Source organism: Thalassospira lucentensis, assembly GCF_032921865.1.
Taxonomy (GTDB): domain Bacteria; phylum Pseudomonadota; class Alphaproteobacteria; order Rhodospirillales; family Thalassospiraceae; genus Thalassospira; species Thalassospira lucentensis_A.
On sequence record NZ_CP136684.1, the window covers coordinates 2,323,561 to 2,341,829 of the forward strand.

15 protein-coding genes are annotated in these 18,269 nt (G+C 55.1%); 10 read left to right on the forward strand and 5 right to left on the reverse strand.

Annotation, left to right across the window (positions count from 1 at the left end):
* The first annotated feature begins 31 nt into the window (after nucleotides 1-31).
* Together R1T41_RS11360 and mgtE are read left to right on the forward strand one after the other, a co-directional pair.
* Nucleotides 32-2,323 (forward strand): NADP-dependent malic enzyme, encoded by a 2,292-nt coding sequence (locus tag R1T41_RS11360; RefSeq protein WP_317337111.1) that lies wholly within the window; start codon nucleotides 32-34, stop codon nucleotides 2,321-2,323.
* Nucleotides 2,324-2,466: 143 nt separating this feature from the next.
* On the forward strand, nucleotides 2,467-3,873 hold the full coding sequence (gene mgtE / locus R1T41_RS11365) for a magnesium transporter (RefSeq protein WP_062949460.1): 1,407 nt from the start codon (nucleotides 2,467-2,469) through the stop codon (nucleotides 3,871-3,873).
* A 72-nt stretch (nucleotides 3,874-3,945) separates the two neighbouring features.
* Here mgtE and R1T41_RS11370 read toward each other — a convergent pair whose 3' ends face one another.
* The gene (locus R1T41_RS11370) at nucleotides 3,946-6,543 is read right to left on the reverse strand and encodes an EAL domain-containing protein (protein WP_062958640.1); all 2,598 of its coding nucleotides are present in this window, start codon (nucleotides 6,541-6,543) and stop codon (nucleotides 3,946-3,948) included.
* Nucleotides 6,544-6,952: 409 nt separating this feature from the next.
* On the opposite strand from R1T41_RS11370, the gene R1T41_RS11375 reads away from it, so the two are divergent.
* Together R1T41_RS11375 and R1T41_RS11380 are read left to right on the forward strand one after the other, a co-directional pair.
* Entirely contained in the window at nucleotides 6,953-8,350 is a 1,398-nt protein-coding gene (locus R1T41_RS11375; RefSeq protein WP_317337113.1) for a class I SAM-dependent RNA methyltransferase, read from the forward strand.
* Between the two features lie 167 nt (nucleotides 8,351-8,517).
* Nucleotides 8,518-9,588, forward strand: a complete 1,071-nt coding sequence (locus R1T41_RS11380) for a hypothetical protein (RefSeq protein ID WP_317337114.1) — start codon at nucleotides 8,518-8,520, stop codon at nucleotides 9,586-9,588.
* A 40-nt stretch (nucleotides 9,589-9,628) separates the two neighbouring features.
* On the opposite strand, the gene R1T41_RS11385 is transcribed toward R1T41_RS11380, so the two are convergent.
* Nucleotides 9,629-10,141 (reverse strand): SH3 domain-containing protein, encoded by a 513-nt coding sequence (locus R1T41_RS11385; RefSeq protein WP_317337116.1) that lies wholly within the window; start codon nucleotides 10,139-10,141, stop codon nucleotides 9,629-9,631.
* 202 nt (nucleotides 10,142-10,343) lie between these two features.
* Here R1T41_RS11385 and R1T41_RS11390 point away from each other — a divergent pair, with 202 nt between their 5' ends.
* The 6 genes from R1T41_RS11390 to R1T41_RS11415 all read left to right on the forward strand — a co-directional run bounded on the left by R1T41_RS11390 (nucleotide 10,344) and on the right by R1T41_RS11415 (nucleotide 15,653).
* A complete protein-coding gene (locus R1T41_RS11390; protein WP_209221245.1) occupies nucleotides 10,344-11,330 on the forward strand; it encodes a 2-hydroxyacid dehydrogenase in 987 nt (328 codons plus the stop codon).
* 190 nt (nucleotides 11,331-11,520) lie between these two features.
* On the forward strand, nucleotides 11,521-12,207 hold the full coding sequence (locus R1T41_RS11395) for a fumarylacetoacetate hydrolase family protein (protein ID WP_317337118.1): 687 nt from the start codon (nucleotides 11,521-11,523) through the stop codon (nucleotides 12,205-12,207).
* 71 nt (nucleotides 12,208-12,278) lie between these two features.
* Nucleotides 12,279-13,076: an exodeoxyribonuclease III gene (gene xth / locus R1T41_RS11400; RefSeq protein WP_114111782.1), complete on the forward strand. Its 798-nt coding sequence runs from the start codon at nucleotides 12,279-12,281 to the stop codon at nucleotides 13,074-13,076.
* 178 nt (nucleotides 13,077-13,254) lie between these two features.
* The gene (locus R1T41_RS11405) at nucleotides 13,255-14,094 is read left to right on the forward strand and encodes a hypothetical protein (protein WP_317337119.1); all 840 of its coding nucleotides are present in this window, start codon (nucleotides 13,255-13,257) and stop codon (nucleotides 14,092-14,094) included.
* A 480-nt stretch (nucleotides 14,095-14,574) separates the two neighbouring features.
* The gene (locus tag R1T41_RS11410) at nucleotides 14,575-15,429 is read left to right on the forward strand and encodes an OmpA family protein (RefSeq protein WP_317337120.1); all 855 of its coding nucleotides are present in this window, start codon (nucleotides 14,575-14,577) and stop codon (nucleotides 15,427-15,429) included.
* Nucleotides 15,430-15,455: 26 nt separating this feature from the next.
* The gene (locus tag R1T41_RS11415; protein ID WP_007088905.1) at nucleotides 15,456-15,653 is read left to right on the forward strand and encodes a YqaE/Pmp3 family membrane protein; all 198 of its coding nucleotides are present in this window, start codon (nucleotides 15,456-15,458) and stop codon (nucleotides 15,651-15,653) included.
* Nucleotides 15,654-15,738: 85 nt separating this feature from the next.
* On the opposite strand, the gene R1T41_RS11420 is transcribed toward R1T41_RS11415, so the two are convergent.
* From R1T41_RS11420 to R1T41_RS11430, 3 genes are all read right to left on the reverse strand, one after another.
* Nucleotides 15,739-15,969, reverse strand: a complete 231-nt coding sequence (locus tag R1T41_RS11420; protein ID WP_297015393.1) for a hypothetical protein — start codon at nucleotides 15,967-15,969, stop codon at nucleotides 15,739-15,741.
* A 50-nt stretch (nucleotides 15,970-16,019) separates the two neighbouring features.
* Nucleotides 16,020-17,345, reverse strand: a complete 1,326-nt coding sequence (locus tag R1T41_RS11425) for a deoxyguanosinetriphosphate triphosphohydrolase (protein WP_317337131.1) — start codon at nucleotides 17,343-17,345, stop codon at nucleotides 16,020-16,022.
* A gap of 128 nt (nucleotides 17,346-17,473) precedes the next feature.
* On the reverse strand, nucleotides 17,474-18,253 hold the full coding sequence (locus R1T41_RS11430; protein WP_317337133.1) for an SDR family NAD(P)-dependent oxidoreductase: 780 nt from the start codon (nucleotides 18,251-18,253) through the stop codon (nucleotides 17,474-17,476).
* Nucleotides 18,254-18,269 lie beyond the last annotated feature (16 nt).

The window sequence follows — 18,269 nt, forward strand, 5'->3', positions numbered from 1 at the left end:
GCTCAAATACCTGAAATTAAAAGGTATTCTTATGGCAAACAGAAATGACAAGCTGCGCGAAGCGGCTTTGGACTATCACCGGTATCCCACCCCGGGGAAGCTGTCCGTTACGGCAACCACGACGCTTGCAAACCAGCGTGACCTTGCGCTGGCCTATTCGCCGGGTGTTGCGTTCGCCTGCGAGGAAATCGTCAAAGACCCTGAAACCGCTGCCGAATATACCGCGCGCGGCAATCTGGTTGGCGTGATTTCCAATGGTACGGCGGTTCTGGGTCTTGGCCCGATTGGTCCGCTGGCATCCAAGCCGGTGATGGAAGGCAAGGCGGTTCTGTTCAAGAAATTCGCCAATATCGATGTCTTCGACCTTGAAGTAAACGAGACCGACCCGCAGAAATTCATCGATATCGTCGCGGCACTTGAGCCAACATTTGGCGGTGTTAACCTGGAAGACATTAAGGCGCCGGAATGCTTCATTATCGAGAAGGCATTGCGCGAACGCTGCAACATTCCGATTTTCCACGATGACCAGCATGGTACGGCGATTTGCGTTGCCGCAGCCGTGCGCAACGGCCTTCGGGTTGTTGGCAAGGATATCAGCAAGGTGCGCCTTGTTGCATCGGGTGCCGGGGCTGCGGCACTTGCGTGTTTGAACCTTCTGGTTTCCATGGGCATGCCGCGTGAAAACATCACCGTAACCGACCGGTTCGGTGTTGTTTACAAGGGACGCAAGGAAGAGATGGATCCGTGGAAAGCGGAATATGCCATCGATACCAATGCACGGACCCTGAATGACGTGATCGAAGGGGCCGATGTGTTCCTGGGGCTTTCGGCGCCGAACATCATGGGTGAGGAAGAACTGCGCAAGATGGGGGAACGCCCGATCATTATGGCGCTGGCCAACCCGACCCCGGAAGTGTCACCCGAACTGGTCAAGGAAATCCGCCAGGATGCCGTGATGGCGACCGGACGTACGGATTACCCGAACCAGGTTAACAACGTTCTTTGTTTCCCGTTCCTGTTCCGCGGTGCGCTTGACGTTGGCGCGACCGAGATCAACGAGGAAATGAAAATTGCCGCGGTCGAAGCGATTGCCGATCTGGCAACCGCCGAGGTCTCCGACATTGTGGCCGCTGCCTATGGCGGGCAGGAGCTGCGCTTTGGCCCGGAATACCTTATTCCGAAGCCGTTTGATCCGCGCCTGATGCTTGAAATTCCGCCGCGCGTAGCAAAGGCCGCAATGGATAGTGGCGTTGCCAAACGCCCGATCACGGATTTCGATGCGTATCGTCAGCAGCTTGAAGGCTTTGTCTTCCGGTCCGGTCTGGTGATGAAGCCGGTGTTTGACATGGCACGCGCGCACAAGAAACGCGTTGTCTATCCCGAAGGCGAATCGCGCCGTGTTCTGCAGGCCTGTCAGGTTCTGGTCGATGACGGTGTGTGCCATCCGGTCCTGATCGGTCGTCGTGACGTGATCCTTGAACGCATTGCCGAACTTGGCCTGCGCCTGATCCCGGACGAGCAGGTTGAAATCCATGATCCGGAAGACAATCCGCATTTCGAACAGGATTGGCAGGATTTCCACAACATCATGGGCCGTCGCGGTATCAACCCGGAATATGCGCGTTCCATCGTGCGGACCCGGCCGACCGTGATTGCCGCCCTGATGCTTCGTCGCGGCGAGGTGGATGCGATGTTGTGCGGTTGCCAGGGTGGTTTCCTGCGTCATCTGCGCTATGTGCGGAACCTTGTTGGCGTGCAGAAAGGGGTTACCGACTTCTCGACCGTCAATATGATGATCATGAAGCAGGGGACATTCTTCCTGACCGATACCTATGTGTCAGTTGATCCGACGCCGGAACATGTTGCGGAAACCGCGATCATGGCCGCCGACGTGGTCAAACGTTTCGGGATCACGCCGAAAGCAGCCCTGATTTCGCATTCGAACTTTGGCAGCCATGAAAACAAATCGGCCTGCAAGATGCGCGATGCGTTGCAACTGATCCGTACCCTGGCACCGGATCTTGAGGTTGAGGGTGAAATGCACGCCGATGCCGCGATTTCCGAAGAAATCCGGTCCCGCATTTTCCCGAATTCGATGCTGAAAGGCTCGGCAAACCTTCTGGTGATGCCGACGCTTGATGCGGCGAATATCTCCTACAACATGGTCAAAATGCTGGGCGATGGTTTGCCGGTTGGTCCGATTCTGGTCGGTGCGGCCAAACCGGCCCACGTCGTCAGCCCGTCGATCACGGTGCGCGGTATCGTCAATATGAGTGCGATTGCCGTGGTTGATGCCATCAATCGCAGTCAGGAATACAATTAACCGCACATTGCTATCGCGCGGCCCTTGACCGGGCCTGACCGATAGCGCAGAAACAGCCGTGTCGGGCAAAATGGCCCGGCACGGCATTTTTAATTGAAGTGCAGGAACGAACTTAGCGCGCAACACATTCAGAGGAGGGGCAGATGACGGATCAGGTCGAAGAACTGGAACGTCCGGCGGAAAATACGTCGTCTGGTGACGAGTATGTCGATCTTACTCCTGAATATGCGCGCGAGATTCTTGATGCACTGGGCGACGATGACGTATCGCGCGCCGAAGAACTGATTTCCGAACTTCACTTTGCCGATATCGCCGACCTTCTGGGGTGGGCGAGCAGCAGTCAGCGCGTCAAACTTGTTGATCTGATCCGCCCGGATTTTGATCCGGAACTTCTGACCGAGCTTGATGACGAGTTGCGCGAAGAGGTCATTTCGCTGCTCGGTACCGAGGCGGTGGCCGAAGCGATTTCCGAACTCGATTCGGATGACGTGGTCGAGGTTGTCGAATATCTGGAAGAAGAGGACCAGAAAGAACTTCTGGGGGCCCTTTCCGATATCGAACGTGCGCGCGTTGAAGAAGCGCTGTCCTATCCGGAATATACCGCCGGCCGTATCATGCAGCGCGAGCTGGTGGCGATTCCGGATTACTGGTCGGTCGGCCAGACCATCGATTTCCTGCGGTCTGCGAAAAATCTGCCGGATGACTTTTATGACATCATCGTGGTTGATCCGCGCTACAGCCCGGTCGGGATTGTGCCGCTTTCACGGGCTATCCGCACGAACCGCCCGGTTCTGATCCGTGATGTCATGGATTCTGAGAACATGCGCACGGTCGTCGTGACCGAAGAACAGGAAAACGTCGCCCACCTGTTCCGTCAGCGCGACCTTATTTCGGCGCCGGTTGTTGACGATAGCGGCCGACTGGTCGGCGTGATCACGGTCGATGACGTGGTTGACGTTATCGATGAAGAATATGAAGAAGACATGATGCGCCTTGCCGGTGTTGGCGAGGAAGACGACCTTTCAAGCGCAATTCTTGATACGACGCGATCCCGCTTTACCTGGTTGCTGGTCAATCTTTTTACGGCGATTGCGGCATCAATGGTCATTGGTGTGTTTGAGGGAACCATCCAGCAGCTTGTTGCGCTGGCGGTTCTGATGCCGATTGTGGCCTCGATGGGGGGCAATGCGGGGACCCAGACCCTGACGGTTGCCGTACGCGCGATTGCCACGCGTGAACTGACCAGCACCAACGCCTGGCGTGTCATCCGCAAGGAGGTCGCCGTGTGCGGCCTGAACGGGCTCGCGTTTGCGGTGTTGACCGGGGCTGTGACATGGTTCTGGTTTGATAGTGGTTTGCTGGGTGCCGTTATCGGGGCTGCCATGATCATCAATCTGCTGTTTGCGGGATTGTTTGGCGCATTGATCCCGCTTGGCCTGGAGCGGGCGGGGATTGATCCGGCCGTGTCTTCATCGGTATTTCTGACGACGATTACCGATGTGGTTGGCTTCTTTGCCTTCCTGGGATTAGCCGCAACCTTCCTGTTGTAACAACGTGAAAAAAAAGGCCGGGTATCTGACCCGGCCCTGTTGTTTGTGGCTTATCCTGAAAGTCCGCGAAATTCAGCTTCGCGCTGGTGATTTGTCCGTCGGGTTCTGATGGCTGAGCAGTGCGGTCGTTTCAATCGCATCGACTGGTGGCGACAGCAGGAAGCCCTGTAATTCATCACAATCGGCGGATTGCAGGACGGCAAGCTGGTCCTCGGTTTCGACCCCGACAGCAACCACCTTGCGGTTAAGGCTTTTGCACAGCCGGATGGCTGGTTGCAGGATGCTGTTTTCGGGTTGTTCATCAAGGGCGATATTGAACAATGCCTTGGACAATTTGATCCGCTGCACCGGGAACCGTTTCAGATATCGGAGCGAAGTATTGGCCGCGGCAAAATGATCCAGCGTCAGACCAATGCCCGCCTCCGCAAAGCGATAGAACTGGCCAAGTGCCCGTTCCGGGTCGCGCATCGCAATTTCTTCGGACACTTCGATTTCGATCATCGCGGGATCGATTTCGTGCGCCTTGGTGAATTCGACAATGCTTTTGAGCAAGTCTGCCTGAATGAACTGGCGGCTTGATACGTTCAATGCGACCGGAACCGGGATGTAGCCGTCATCCCGCCATTGAGCGATCTGTTTGCAGACCGTTTCAATGATCCAGCGCCCCAATGGGGATAGCAGGCCCGTGCGATCAGCAACGGCAATGAAATCGGGCGGCAGGCGTCGCTTGCCGCTTTCATCAATCCAGCGCAGCAAAGCTTCGAACCCGGTTAGGGTTCTGTCCGATGTGCGATAGCGCGGCTGGAATTCCAGAATAAAGCGTTTTTCATCGACTGCACGGCGTAACTGCGTTTCCATAGACAGGCGCGCATGCATGACGCTGTTCATCGTTTCCACAAAGAAGCAATAGGACGATTCCGCGGATTTCTGTGCGCGGTACATCGCGGCATCCGCATTTGCCAGCAATTGTGACGGTGCCCGTGCATCATTTGGATAAAGGGCAACCCCGACACTGACATGCAGGCGGATTTCATCGTTGCCACCCGCCTGAATTGGCTGGGACATTGCTTCGACGATCCGTTCCGCGACAAGGGCGGCACCTTCGGCCTCGGACAGATCGGTTGCGATCACGGCAAACATATCGCCGGAAAAACGCGCACAGCTATCCTTTTCCCGAACGGTCGCCCGTAGACGGCCAGAAACGGTGCGCAGTGTTTCATCACCGATATCGGAACCAAACCTGTCATTGATGGCACGGAAATTGTCGATATCAACGACCAGCACAGCCAGAAGTTTTTCATAGCGTTTGGCGTGGGCAACAGCCTGGTTAAGCCTGTCGTCAAAAAGGGCCCGGTTGGGAAGGCCGGTCATCGGGTCATGCGTTGCCAGATAGCGCAGGCGATTGACCGATGCGTTGGCCGCCGGATTGTGATGCAGGGTGATATCCACGCAATCGTCATGATTGACCGACGGACGCATGGACAGATCGCAAACGACATGGACGCCTTCGGCACTGCGAACCACCCATTCGCGGCGGATTTCCTCGTCACCGCGGCTGAGTGCCAATAACATCTTTTCCTGTGCCCGGCGTGATGCGGTGCCGTCGGACTGGAATTCCGGCGCCAGATTATAGAACCGTATGAAACCGTAATCTTCTTCACGCAGGTCAAAGAAATCTGCGGTTTCGGGTGTCATGGATTTCAGATGACCGTCCAGTCGCGTAATGGCAAGCGACAGGTCGCTGATATCATCAGGAGCACGCATGTGATGGATAATGCGGCCCGAGGATCGCGGTTGCCGATTGGCAAGAACAAAGACCACGATGGTCATGATGATCGTGATGACCGCCCCGATAAACAGAACCATTTCCGGGCTGAACATGGCCTGATTTGCGAGGGCCGGATCAGCCGTGACATCGACATGCCACTGGCGACCGGCAATGTCGACGGCGGTAGTCTGTTCCAGCCTGGGATCATCACCTTCGCCCTGAAGGTCAAACAGGACGGTGTCACCTTCGCGGACACGGACCGAATAACCGATGATACCCTCGTCATCGATAACCGATGTCAGCATGGTCCGGATGCGCACAACACCGTTGATCACGCCAATGATCTGCCCATCCCGGCTGAGTACGGGGGTATAGACGGCAAAGCCGCGACCACCCTGCAGCAATTCAAGGGTCGGGGTGATCTGTGTGCGGCGCTGATCAAGTGCGATATCAAGAACCGGGCCGGCAAGCGGATGGCGTTTAAGATCCGCACCCATTGCCGGGACATTCCCCTTAATCGGGGCGACATACATGATGATGTAATTGGGCGTGACCCAGTTTACGGCCTGAAGGGCAGGGAAGCGGGCCTGCAGTGGGGTGGCGAGGCTAAGATAGTCGCGTTCTTCCGTCGGTGCGCCGTCCTGCCAGTTATCGGCGAAAGTTTCCAGCACATGCAGATTGTTATCGACGATCTGTTTGACCTGCCGTGCGATGCTAAGAGACATGATCCGCGCAGACGACAGCAGCATTGTATCGCGGTTCTGAAGCGCGTTGCTCCAGAGCAGGAAGGTCGAGAGTGCCAGCAGCACAGCGGTCATGAAGCTGGCAAGAAGGGCCTGCTTGCGAATGCCTGTTTTGCGCTCGGTTGCTGTTTCTTCAGTTGGCCGGTTATCGTCTTCCATGTCTTCCCCAAGTCTCACGGTTATGGCGGACCGTGATATTATTCTGCGTCTCGACCGTACGGGACAGATTGCACCTATTGGCAGCTGTCACAATGATTGCACTGACGGGACGGCGTTCTTGTGATTATCGAAAATGGCCTCACCGCGCTTTGTGGCCCCCAGATTAATCCACTACGCTGTTTATGGGGGCATTCTTACACGATTTTAAGGGTTTGAGCGTGCGCAAAAGACAATAAAAGCCAAATTTCAACTGACCGGCAGGTCACTTGCCGGAGCGAAAGGCGGATTTCCGGCCTTTGGGCAGCCATGCATTGTGCGGGTCTGTTCGCCATAGCATATCTGGTGTATGTCGATGTCCGACGCGCCATCCCGCAAGGTGCTTAGAAATATCGATCCAAAGAGAGAGTTCATGAAACATCATCACCGTAATCCCCGTGCCCGCGGTGGGCGTCGTAAGTCCGCGCCGCGTCGCGATCCGTTGATCGGGTTTGAGGCGACGACGACTATCCGTGAAATCGGTGCGCGGGGTGACGGTATTGCAAGCATCACGGGGCCGGATGGTTCCAGTATCATCGCCTATGTCGATTGCGTACTGCCTGGGGATGAAGTGCGTGTGGCGCTGCGTCAGAAACGCGGTGACGGATATGGTGCGGAACTGGTCGAACTGATCGCGCGCAGTGCTCCTGCCAGTGCCCCGCGGTGCAGCCATTATGAAAGCTGCGGCGGATGTGCGCTTCAGCATCTTGATGATGACAGTTATCGCGACTGGAAGCGCCAGAAGGCAATTATCGCAGTTCAGCGTGCCGGAATTGATCCCGACGAGGCAGAGGAACTGGTGGGGGCTGTCGAAATTTCGCCGCCGGCAAGTCGCCGCCGGGCGGGTTTTGCGGTTCATGTGGGGGCAACCGGTGTTCATGTTGGTTTCCATGGCCGGTTCAGCCACACTGTTGTCAACATTACCAACTGCGCGGTTTTGCATCCGGACCTGATGGCGTTTCGTGATGCCTTTGAAACCTTTCTTGGCGAATGTGATCCGGATGCTGCCAAGACGATCAAGGAAGTGTTTGCGACCCGTGCAGACAATGGCCTTGATGTGGTGATACATGCGGGGGTCGAGCCGGGGCTCGATATGCGGCAGGATCTGGCCGAATTTGCCGAAAATCTTGATCTGGCAAGGCTAAGCTGGAAAGTCGGCGACGCAAATGATGAGCCGGTTGCCGCACGCCGTACGCCGACCGTGGCATTTGAGGGGATTGATGTCCCGGTTCCGCCCGGTGGTTTCCTTCAGGCGACGCAAAGTGGCGAGGCATCGCTTGTCAATGCCATCAAGACGGCCTTGCAACGCATTCCGGCCCGCCATGTTGCCGATCTGTTTTGCGGCATTGGCAGCTTTACCTTTGCACTGGCACTCGGCGGGGACCGACGCAATGTCGTGGCGGTCGAGAGTGATCCACGTGCAGTGCGCAGCCTTCAGTATGCGGTGGGGCAATCGTCGAGTCCGATCAAGGTTGTCGAACGCGATCTGTTCCGGCGGCCGCTGGATAAACCCGATCTTTCGGGGCTTGATCTGGTGCTGTTTGATCCGCCGCGGGCAGGCGCGTTGGCGCAGTGCGAGTATCTTGCTGTCGACGGGCCGGAATGGCTGATTGCGGTATCCTGCAATCCGGCAACTTTTTCGCGTGATATCAGGGTGTTGCGCAATGGTGGCTATGAGCTGAAACAGGTGGTGCCGGTAGACCAGTTTTTATGGTCATCGCATCTTGAATTGTTTGCTGTTTTGCATCGCCCGAAGTCGGCTTTGTCGTAAACTTCTTCAGTTGCTTGTTTTGGTTTAATATTTAACCTCAAATACGCTATACTTATGTCTGGTTTTTCCGCCGGACTTCCAGGATGGGCTGCCCGGATTTGAACCATTGTGGTTCGGACCGGGGCGCGGCATGTAGCTGCATAACCGGCTTTTGTGCGGAAACGGTATTGCAGGCAGTTGGTAGCCCTTATCCGGTCTATACTGACACCGCGCGCGCGATTGCGCCGCAGAACCGTCTGCTTGCGTCCGTCAACAGCATCCAAAGCAGTACTTCCCAGAATACCAGCCGCAGCAATGATGCTCTTCGCAATAGTAGTGCTGCATCCCAGAGCCTGCGCGGATCACTTGGGCGCGCAGATGATCTTCTTGATGTCGCTGCCAACGATCTCTCGCGGATCGGTTCGGTTCTTGATGAGATTGATACGCTGGTCACCAGCGTTGAAAACAATTCATCGCTTTCGCGGACCGAGCGCGCATTTATTTCATCACAGATTCAGGATTATCTCGAACAGATCGACGATATTGCGGCCAGCAGCAATTACGATGGTCAAGATCTGCTTATTAGTGACCGAACAATTGAATTGCAGATCGGGTCCGGCACGACATCCAGTGATCGCCTGAATGTCGAACTGTTTGCATCTGGTACCGAGGGACTGGCCACCGGCTTCTCCGCCATTGATGTTTCGGATGATGCGGCAGTTTCGAATGCGCGTGATCTTGTCGATGCCGCGCAGGAAGCCCTTTCCAGCCGGGAACTGTCGTTACAGGCGGATCGTCAAAGCATTGCCGGTGCCGCAGATCGCAGCCGCGTTTCGCAGGTCGCGGGGGATAATATCCTGCAGGCGCAGCTTGCCGCCGCCGAGCCAAACATCACCGATCAGGCACGGTCAGGAATTATAGAGGCATTCCAGGGCTATCTTGGCGAGGTATCCGCACGGTTGCAGGACCAGACCGTGACCGTTGGGGGCATCAGCCTGCCAGAACCGCGGCCAGAACCTGTTACCGAGCGGGATGATCCGTTTGCCTATGATCCAAATGCGGATCCGTTTGACCAGGATGATAGGGAATACTTCACACCGGATGCGCGAACAAATACCAGTAATCCGCCTCTATCCACCGGGTTTGGTGGCTATGACAGCAACGGCAGTGGCACGGGAATTGGCGGGGCTTCGTCAGGCGGCGGCAGGGCAGGTGGTGCGAGTGGAACTAGTGGATCGCGTGTGTCGATAGAAGCCTGATGTTCTCGTCCTTGCCCCTGACAGAGACGTAAAAAGACCTCTATTCGATATATTCCCCGTCATAGATGCCCCAGTAACCCTGTCGCGGTGCCCATCCCTCGAAATCGCCAAACTGTAACTGGCACCAGTCAACAGAACGCGGGCAGGCTTCGATCTTGCCGATGACGGAATTGGAAATCAGGGCGATCTTGCGCGCATTTTCATCGGCTGCGGAATAAAGCGTGATGGTGTCGGCGGTAACAATCACATGACGTGATCCAAGCAAAAGGCTTTGATGTACCCATCCTTCGCTGCCTTCCCAGTCGCGAACCTTGCGCCAGGTGTCAAATTCCGAAATTACTTCCATCGGCATGTTGCGGCGCTGATAAATCCAGACCTTTGGATATCGCAGACCGGGTCCGGATCGCAGGTGAACCTTATCTGATCGCAACGCAACAAAGCGCGGGATCGGCAGACCTGACTCCTGTGCGCTGGCGACAATCGGCGCGACAAGGCTGCCAAGGATCAACATGGCGATAAAAGTATGAAGGAATTTACGGCTGATCCGCGGCATTGTGACGGTTTTCCCTGCTCTTTCTTCTGCTGCCGGAAATCGGCGAACCTCAGTCTTTAAGAAATAAAATTACAAAAATGACGTCAAAATTCTTGCTTTAATACCCTGTGCCGTGGCATCACTGCATTGCGGCAAGAGCGCATTTGGCGCATGAAACCCATCTTGTCAGCAAAAGAGTTAAAAGACCGCATAGGAACGGCAGATGACCAAGAAAAAACCGCTCGTCATCGTGACCCGCAAACTGCCGGAAGCGATTGAAACCCGCATGATGGAACTGTTTGATGCGCGCCTGAACATCGACGATGTGCCGATGTCCAAGCCCGAACTGATCGAAGCGGTCAAACAGGCAGATGTCCTTGTCCCGACGGTAACCGACCGGATCGATTCCGCCGTGCTTGCCCATGCGGGGCCGAATTTGCGCCTGATCGCCAATTTCGGGACGGGTGTTGACCATGTCGATCTGCAAACCGCACGGTCGCGCGGCATCACCGTGACCAACACACCCGATGTCCTGACCGAAGACACCGCCGACATGACGATGGCGCTGATCCTTGCGGTATCGCGTCGCGTGGCCGAAGGTGAACGCATGATCCGCAGCGGCGAATGGAGTGGCTGGGCGCCAACATCCATGCTGGGGCATCGTATCTGGGGCAAGCGGCTTGGCATTGTCGGTATGGGACGCATTGGCCGGGCCTTGGCCCGGCGGGCAAAGGGTTTTGGTCTTTCGGTGCATTATCATAACCGCCGCCGCGTTCATCCTGATACCGAGGCAGAACTGGATGCGACCTGGTGGGAAAGCCTGGATCAGATGTTGGCCCATGTTGATGTTGTGTCGGTCAACTGCCCGCATACACCGGCAACCTATCATCTGCTGTCGGCCCGTCGCCTTAAACTGATGCAGCCGCACGCCATTCTGGTCAATACGGCCCGTGGCGAGATTGTCGATGAACCGGCATTGACCCGGATGCTGGCCGATCGTGAAATTGCCGGGGCCGGGCTTGACGTGTTCGAACATGAACCGGCCGTAAACCCGAAATTGCTTGAGCTGCAGAACGCTGTCCTGCTGCCGCATATGGGGTCGGCTACCATCGAGGGGCGTGTTGATATGGGCGAAAAGGTCCTGATCAATATCAAGACCTTTGTTGATGGTCACACGCCGCCGGATCGGGTGATTGAAGGATTGCTTTAATCTGCTTTTTCGACGGTATTAAATGGTATTAAGCGACCCGCCAGATGGCGGGTCGTTTTGTTTGGGGCGGGCTCCTGTCATGAAATGTCAGGATGTGTTCTGTTTTTATTTCTCGGCCATTTCAATTTGTTGGTGGCTTGGTTATCACTAAGGGCAATATTTCCATCAGGATTTCCTTCAGGGGGCCACCATGAGTTTCGTCTTTCCTGCTGCCAAACCTGTTACCGTTCCGGTGCAGAATTCGGATCAGCTTTTCCCGGTCAATCGTATCTTCTGCATCGGCAAGAATTATGCCGACCATGTGCGCGAAATGGGCTCCGACCCGGCCGATACCCCGCCCTGCATCTTCATGAAGCCGACCGACTGCCTCAAAGTCGGCAACGGTGATCTAGCCTATCCGTCGGGAACCGAAGACCTCCATTACGAGGGGGAGCTGGTTGTTGCCCTTGGTGCGGGGGGCAAGAATCTGGATCGTGCAGCGGTTGAAGCCGCCATTTTCGGATATGCCGCAGGCCTTGATATGACCCGCCGCGATGTGCAGGCCGGTCTTAAGGACCGTCGTTTGCCATGGGATATGGCAAAGTCCTTTGATGATTGTGCCGCGATTTCGGCAATCCGGCCCAAGTCCGATGCCGGTAATCCGCAGGCAACCAATCTTAAACTGTCGGTCAATGGATCGGTCAAACAGGATGATACCACGGCCAAGATGATCTGGCCGATGGTTGATGCGCTGGTGCATCTTTCGACACTGATCGAACTTAAAGCCGGCGATCTGCTGTTTACCGGAACGCCGGAAGGTGTCGGTCAGGTGGTTCGCGGTGATCGCATGGATGTTGTCATTGCTGGTGTTGCGGAACTGTCGGTCACGCTGAAATAGCATCAGGATATCGAGATACCGGGATTAAAGGGTCAGGGCCCAATTCACCCCATCAGGAAACGGAGTCCGTTTTGAAAATCGTCAGCTGGAATATCAATTCCGTTCGATTGCGCATCGAACAGGTCATAAAGTTTTTAGAAGAACAACAACCCGATGCGCTGTGTCTTCAAGAACTGAAATGCCCGGACGAGCATTTCCCCCACGAAGCATTTGAAGCCGCTGGTTACGTCCATCGTCATAACCACGGCATGAAAAGCTATAACGGTGTCGCGATCCTGTCGCGGTTACCGTTTGCGGAAGTCGACATCAAGCATTTCTGCGGCAAGGAAGACCGCCGTCATTGCATGGTGGCGTTTGAAAACGGGGTCGAGCTGCATAATTTCTATATCCCGGCCGGGGGCGATGAACCGGATGTGACGATCAATGAAAAGTTCGCCCACAAGCTTTCATTCCTTGATGAAATGACCGCTTGGTGGGCGGAACGCCGGGTTGCCAATCCGGATCGCAAGGCCATTCTGGTTGGGGATTTCAATATTGCCCCGTCGGAAAATGACGTCTGGTCGCACAAGCAGCTTTTGAAAGTTGTCAGCCACACCCCGATCGAAGTCGAAAAACTCGAAGCATTTCGCAAGTCGGGCGATTTTGTGGACTCGGTGCGTGAAATCGTTGAAGAACCGGAAAAGCTGTTTAGCTGGTGGAGCTATCGTTCACGCGACTGGCGGGCAAGCAACAAGGGACGTCGTCTGGACCATGTCTGGATGACGCCGAATATGGCCGGAACGGTGCGCACGGCATCGGTCTATGACCTTGCCCGGGATTGGGAAAAACCTTCCGATCATGCACCGGTGGTTGTCGAATTTAATATCTGAACACCGTTTTTCTCAGCATCAAACAGCGGGCCGGATTTATCCAGTCCGCTGTTTTTTCATCTAAAATGACTTGATCAGGGAGCTTGCCGGGGTGAAGCTTCTGATTGAAACAGGACACAACCGTCCCCAATTCTTTAAACAATTTTATCCCGATGAAACAAAAAGCAGGATACGGGCAATGAAAAAGATCCTTATCGCGTTGGCAGCCATCATTTTGCTGGTCGTTGCCGGGCTTGTTTATGTCTATGTCAATCTCGACAGTATCGTCAAAGCAACCATTGAAGAGGCGGGCACACGTGTGACGCTGGCCGATGTGACGGTGGACAACGTCAAGATTGAAACCACCCAGAACACGGCATCAATTGGCGGGCTGGTTGTAGGGAACCCGGATGGTTTTGAAACCGACTATGCCTTTTCACTGGGCAATATTTCGGTCCGGCTGGATGGATCAACCCTTACCAGCGATACCATTCGTATTATCGAAGTGATCGTTGATGAACCAAGCGTGACCTACGAATTGGGGCAGGGATCGTCAAATATTGCGACCATTCAGCGTAATGTCGAAAGCTTTGTCCAGCGTATGTCCGGCCCGACGGGTGCGGGCGGTGCCGATGGCGGTAACGCGGATACGGCGGCGGATGATGGCACCGGCACCAAGGTCGTGATCGAGAATGTTTATGTTCGCAATGGCAATGTCAGCGTATCGGCTGCGATGCTGAAGGGCAAAAAGCTGTCCTCGGGGCTTCCGGAAATTCACCTGAAGGACATTGGCAAGGAAGAAGGCGGGGCAACCCCGGCGCAAGTTGCTGAGCAAATCATCACCGCCCTTAACACTGCAGTGTTCAAATCGGTTGCCAGCCTGAATGTCGATGGGCTTTTGCAAGGGGTCGGTGACCTTGGCAAAGGTGTCACCGGATTGATTGGCGGTGCTGCCACCGGAACCGGCGGCGTGGTCAAGGACGGTGCGGGTGCCGTTGGTGATGCGGTCAAGGGACTGTTTGGCGGTTCGTCCGAATAACGGGACTCGGGACTGGAATTACGGGATATTTCAATAATATCCGTATAATCAATGTCTTGGCGGAAGGAGCGATTATCGCTTCTTCCGTTTTCTTTTTAGGAACGAATTCATGGCCTGACCGCACGGCATAAGGATAGTCCGCATATTACTGATGTGCGATTTTCTCTATCCCCCTGCTTTTTTTCATGAATTTGGTTTCCATATATTTTGGGGTGTGGAAACATTTCACCAAAGGCCGGTGTCGTCTTGGGGAGCCCTGTTCGGTAAAACGCACCGAACAAGGTTATTTTCGGGGTCGGGTCACTTTTCCGATCTGGTTATCGACAACGATTTACACCGCCAAATACGGACCGGCATCTTGCGCCGGTCACAGGGGCGTTTGCCATCAAGCCGGATAAACCGGTTGGTTGCGCATCCTGAAAACAAAATGATTGGGATTGGGATCATTATTGTCGTCATCCAGACAAGGAGTGAAGACCAATGAGAGCTAAACTGCTTTTCGCTGTTTCCGCTGCGGCATTTCTTGGTGCCTGCGCCAATATGGACATTCCGGGCGTTCGCGGGATGGTCGATGAAGGTTCGGCATTCGACGCAGCCCTTCATCAGGGTTATTCCGATCTTGCCCAGGCGGAATATGAAGAGGCGGACTGGGTGGATGCACGTTACTTCACCAACCGCGCGAAAATGGCGGCAATGGGACAGGATACAGGTCCACAGCCGCTGGCAGACCGTGATCTGCCGGAAAATGGCCTGTCGGAAATCAGCGTTGCACGTGCCGATATGATGGCAGCATTCGACGCCGGCGGTCGTGACAAGTCGCCGCAGGCGGCCGGGCGTACGCAGGTCGGGTTCGATTGCTGGATGCAGGAACTTGAAGAAAACATCCAGCAGGAAGATATCGACAATTGCCGTGCGGCTTTCTATCAGGCACTTGCCATCGTTCAGGCCGATATCGCCCCGTCGGAAAGCATGGCCAAAGCCGCGCCAATGATGATGCCCGAACCGATGAATATCTATTTCGCGTTCGACAGCGCTGTTCTGGGTGACAAGGCAATGCCGGTCGTGACCGGAATTGTCGAGGCATATGAAAAATACGATCCGAAAATGATCAGTCTGACGGCATATGCTGACCGTGCCGGGGATGCGATGTATAACGATATGCTTGCCAAATCGCGTGTCGATGCGGTGGTCAAGGCATTGCGTGATCATGGTATCAGCCCAAGCAAGCTTGCCATCAGCATCAGCGGTGAGGCCAATGTACCGGTTCCGACGGCTGATGGGGTCGCCGAACAGGGCAACAGGGTCGTTACAGTCAAATTTGAAGACGGCATGTAAGCCGACACAACAAAGAGGATTAATTCATGCGGTTACTCATCGCACTTCTGCTGCCGTGGTTGTTGTTCTTTACCATTGGGCGGCCAATCGCCGGCATCATCTGCCTGATCCTTCAGATTACTCTTCTGGGCTGGATTCCGGCGGCGATCTGGGCAGTTTATGCGCTGAGCCAGTACAACACCGACAAAAAAATCAGTCAGGCCATGGGCGGTGGGCAGGGTTAAATCCCGGCAACGCGTTCAGGTATTCTGAGGATTGGCGGGTAACCGCATTGCATCTGAAAGGCAGGCCTTCGGGCCTGCTTTTTTGTTAATGCATGTGGCGGCGAACGCCGCCGATAAACCGGGATATCAGTTGTGAGACGGTAAAGCGTGTGATCACAAATGTGACAAAGCCAGCAATTCCGGGCCAGTACCATGCCTGCACTTCCGGTCGGATGCTTTGTTCAACCAATCCGTAAACGATGGCTGCCAGTCCTGCGCCCGCCAGAAAAGCCAAACGCCTGCGATAGCGGCCGATAAAAGGTGCAAATAACCACATCGCCCCGCTTTCCTATGCTTTCAACCGGCAGTCAGGATTGCTGCCGGGCATCAATGCTGCCCGCCGCCGATATCGCGCGCAAGGCGGGCGGCAAAGTCGTCCGTCATGCCCGATATGTAATCCAGGATCGTCAGATACAGGTTGTAAAGCGGTGCGCCGACCGGCATCGAATCATTGCCGATCAGTTCGCGAACCCGCCCGGTGCGATAGGAAAGCTCGGCGTCATCCTTGGCCTGATGGATTTCAAGTGCGGACTTGCAGAAGGTATCAAGCAGCGTTTCAAGGCACGCAAATGCCCCGACCTCGATCTGGACTTTGCGCCGGTTCAGAATGATCTGCTTTTCGGAAAACTGTTTGGCGGTCGCGATCATTTCGTTGAACGGACCATCGGCACAGGACAGAAGATCACCATCGACAGCCCCGTTCAGCAACTGCTCCTCGCGCAAGACAAAGGCATCGGTCAGGGCATCGAGCAGCCCGGTGATGATCTTGCCGCGCAGGAAGGTCATCTTGCGCCGGATGTTGGTTTCACGGTGATATTCGGCGGGAATATCGTCGGGAATGCAGGGCAATAACAGGTTTTCAAAGACGCTGAAATCGACCAGTTCTAGCTCCACACCATCTTCGATATCAATCAGGGCGTAACAGACGTCATCGGCCGCCTCGACCAGATAAACCAGCGGATGACGGCAAAATGATTGTGCGCCGGTTCGGATCAGCCCGGTGGCATCGGCGACTTCGGTTAACAGATCCATTTCACGCTGAAACGCACCGAATTTCATTTTTTCGGGATAAGGGCTGCCAATCGCCGACCATGGATATTTTACGAAACTTGCCAGCGTCGCATAGGTCAGGCGCATGCCGCCGTCATAAAGGCCGCTTCGTTTATGGGTCAGTAACCTGAACCCCTGCGCATTGCCTTCAAAGGTGGTCAGATCGGCGCGTTCGGCCTCCGACAACGGCGCAAGATATTTGGGATCGGCATCCAGAAACCACTGACGAACAGCATATTCCCCGGCATGGCCGAATGGCGGATTGCCGATGTCATGGGCAAGGGCGGCGGCCTGAACAATGGCGGCCATATGATCGGGTTCAATTCCGTCGGGCAGGTGGCCTTTTTCGGCCAATTGATGACCGACCATAAGTCCCATGGACCGTGCCACACAGGATACTTCGAGACTATGGGTCAGGCGGGTATGGACATTGTCGTTTTCAGGCAGCGGATGAACCTGCGTCTTGCGTTGCAGACGCCGGAATGCCGACGAAAAAATGATCCGGTCGTAATCCTTGTGAAAATCGGATCGACCGAACGCTCCGACGCTTGAATGTCGTGTGCCCAGACGTTCAGGCGACAGCAATTTTTGCCAGTTCATCATCGGTTTTGCATCCTGAGTCTATCGGTCGCATACATGTTCGTGTCGCACTATGGCGCAAACTTCATGACATAATCGTAAAGTGACGGGCTTAAAATGTCGGGCGATGCTTCATTGCATGCACGTTTACATTACCCCGGCGTTGCCGCCGAACCGGCCAGCAATCCACCATCAATTGTCAGTTCCGTTCCCGTCATGTAAGTGGCTTCATCCGATGCCAGCAAAACGGCAAGTGCTGCGACTTCGTCCGGGGTGCCGAAACGCTTGGCCGGTGTATCAGCGACAAGGGCTGCCATGCGGGCGTCGCGATCCGGACCGTTGCCAAGCATCGGTTCCCACATCGGTGTCAGAATGGCGGCGGGATGGATTGAATTGCAGCGAATATTGTAACCCTGTTGTGCGCAATATAGCGCGACAGTTTTGCTGTGATTGCGAATGGCCGCCTTGGACGAGGCATAGGCCGCCGCAGCCGGAATGCCAACCATTCCCGAGCGCGATGAAATATTAATGATCGAGCCCGATTTACGCTGGCGCATGGCCCTGATGGCGTAGCGACACCCCATAAATGTACCGTCAAGATTAACCTGATGGACTGCGCGCCAGTCGGCAAGTGATGCATTTTCCGGATCATGTGCGACGATGCCGTCTTCAAAACCAGTAATGCCGGCATTGTTGACCATGACATCAATGGCCGGATAGGCATCGGCAAGCTTTTGCCAGTCATCCTCGTTGCCGACATCAAGGCGCATGGTTTTGCAACCTGCCTCCTTGGCAAATGCCAGAAGCGCACCTTCGTCTCGGTCGGTTGCTATGACGTCAGCACCTTCTTTGATAAAGGCTTTTGAAATCGCAGCACCAATGCCGCGCGCCGCACCGGTTATGATGCAAATCCGGTTTTCAAGTCGTTTCATGGTCGCTTCGTTCCCT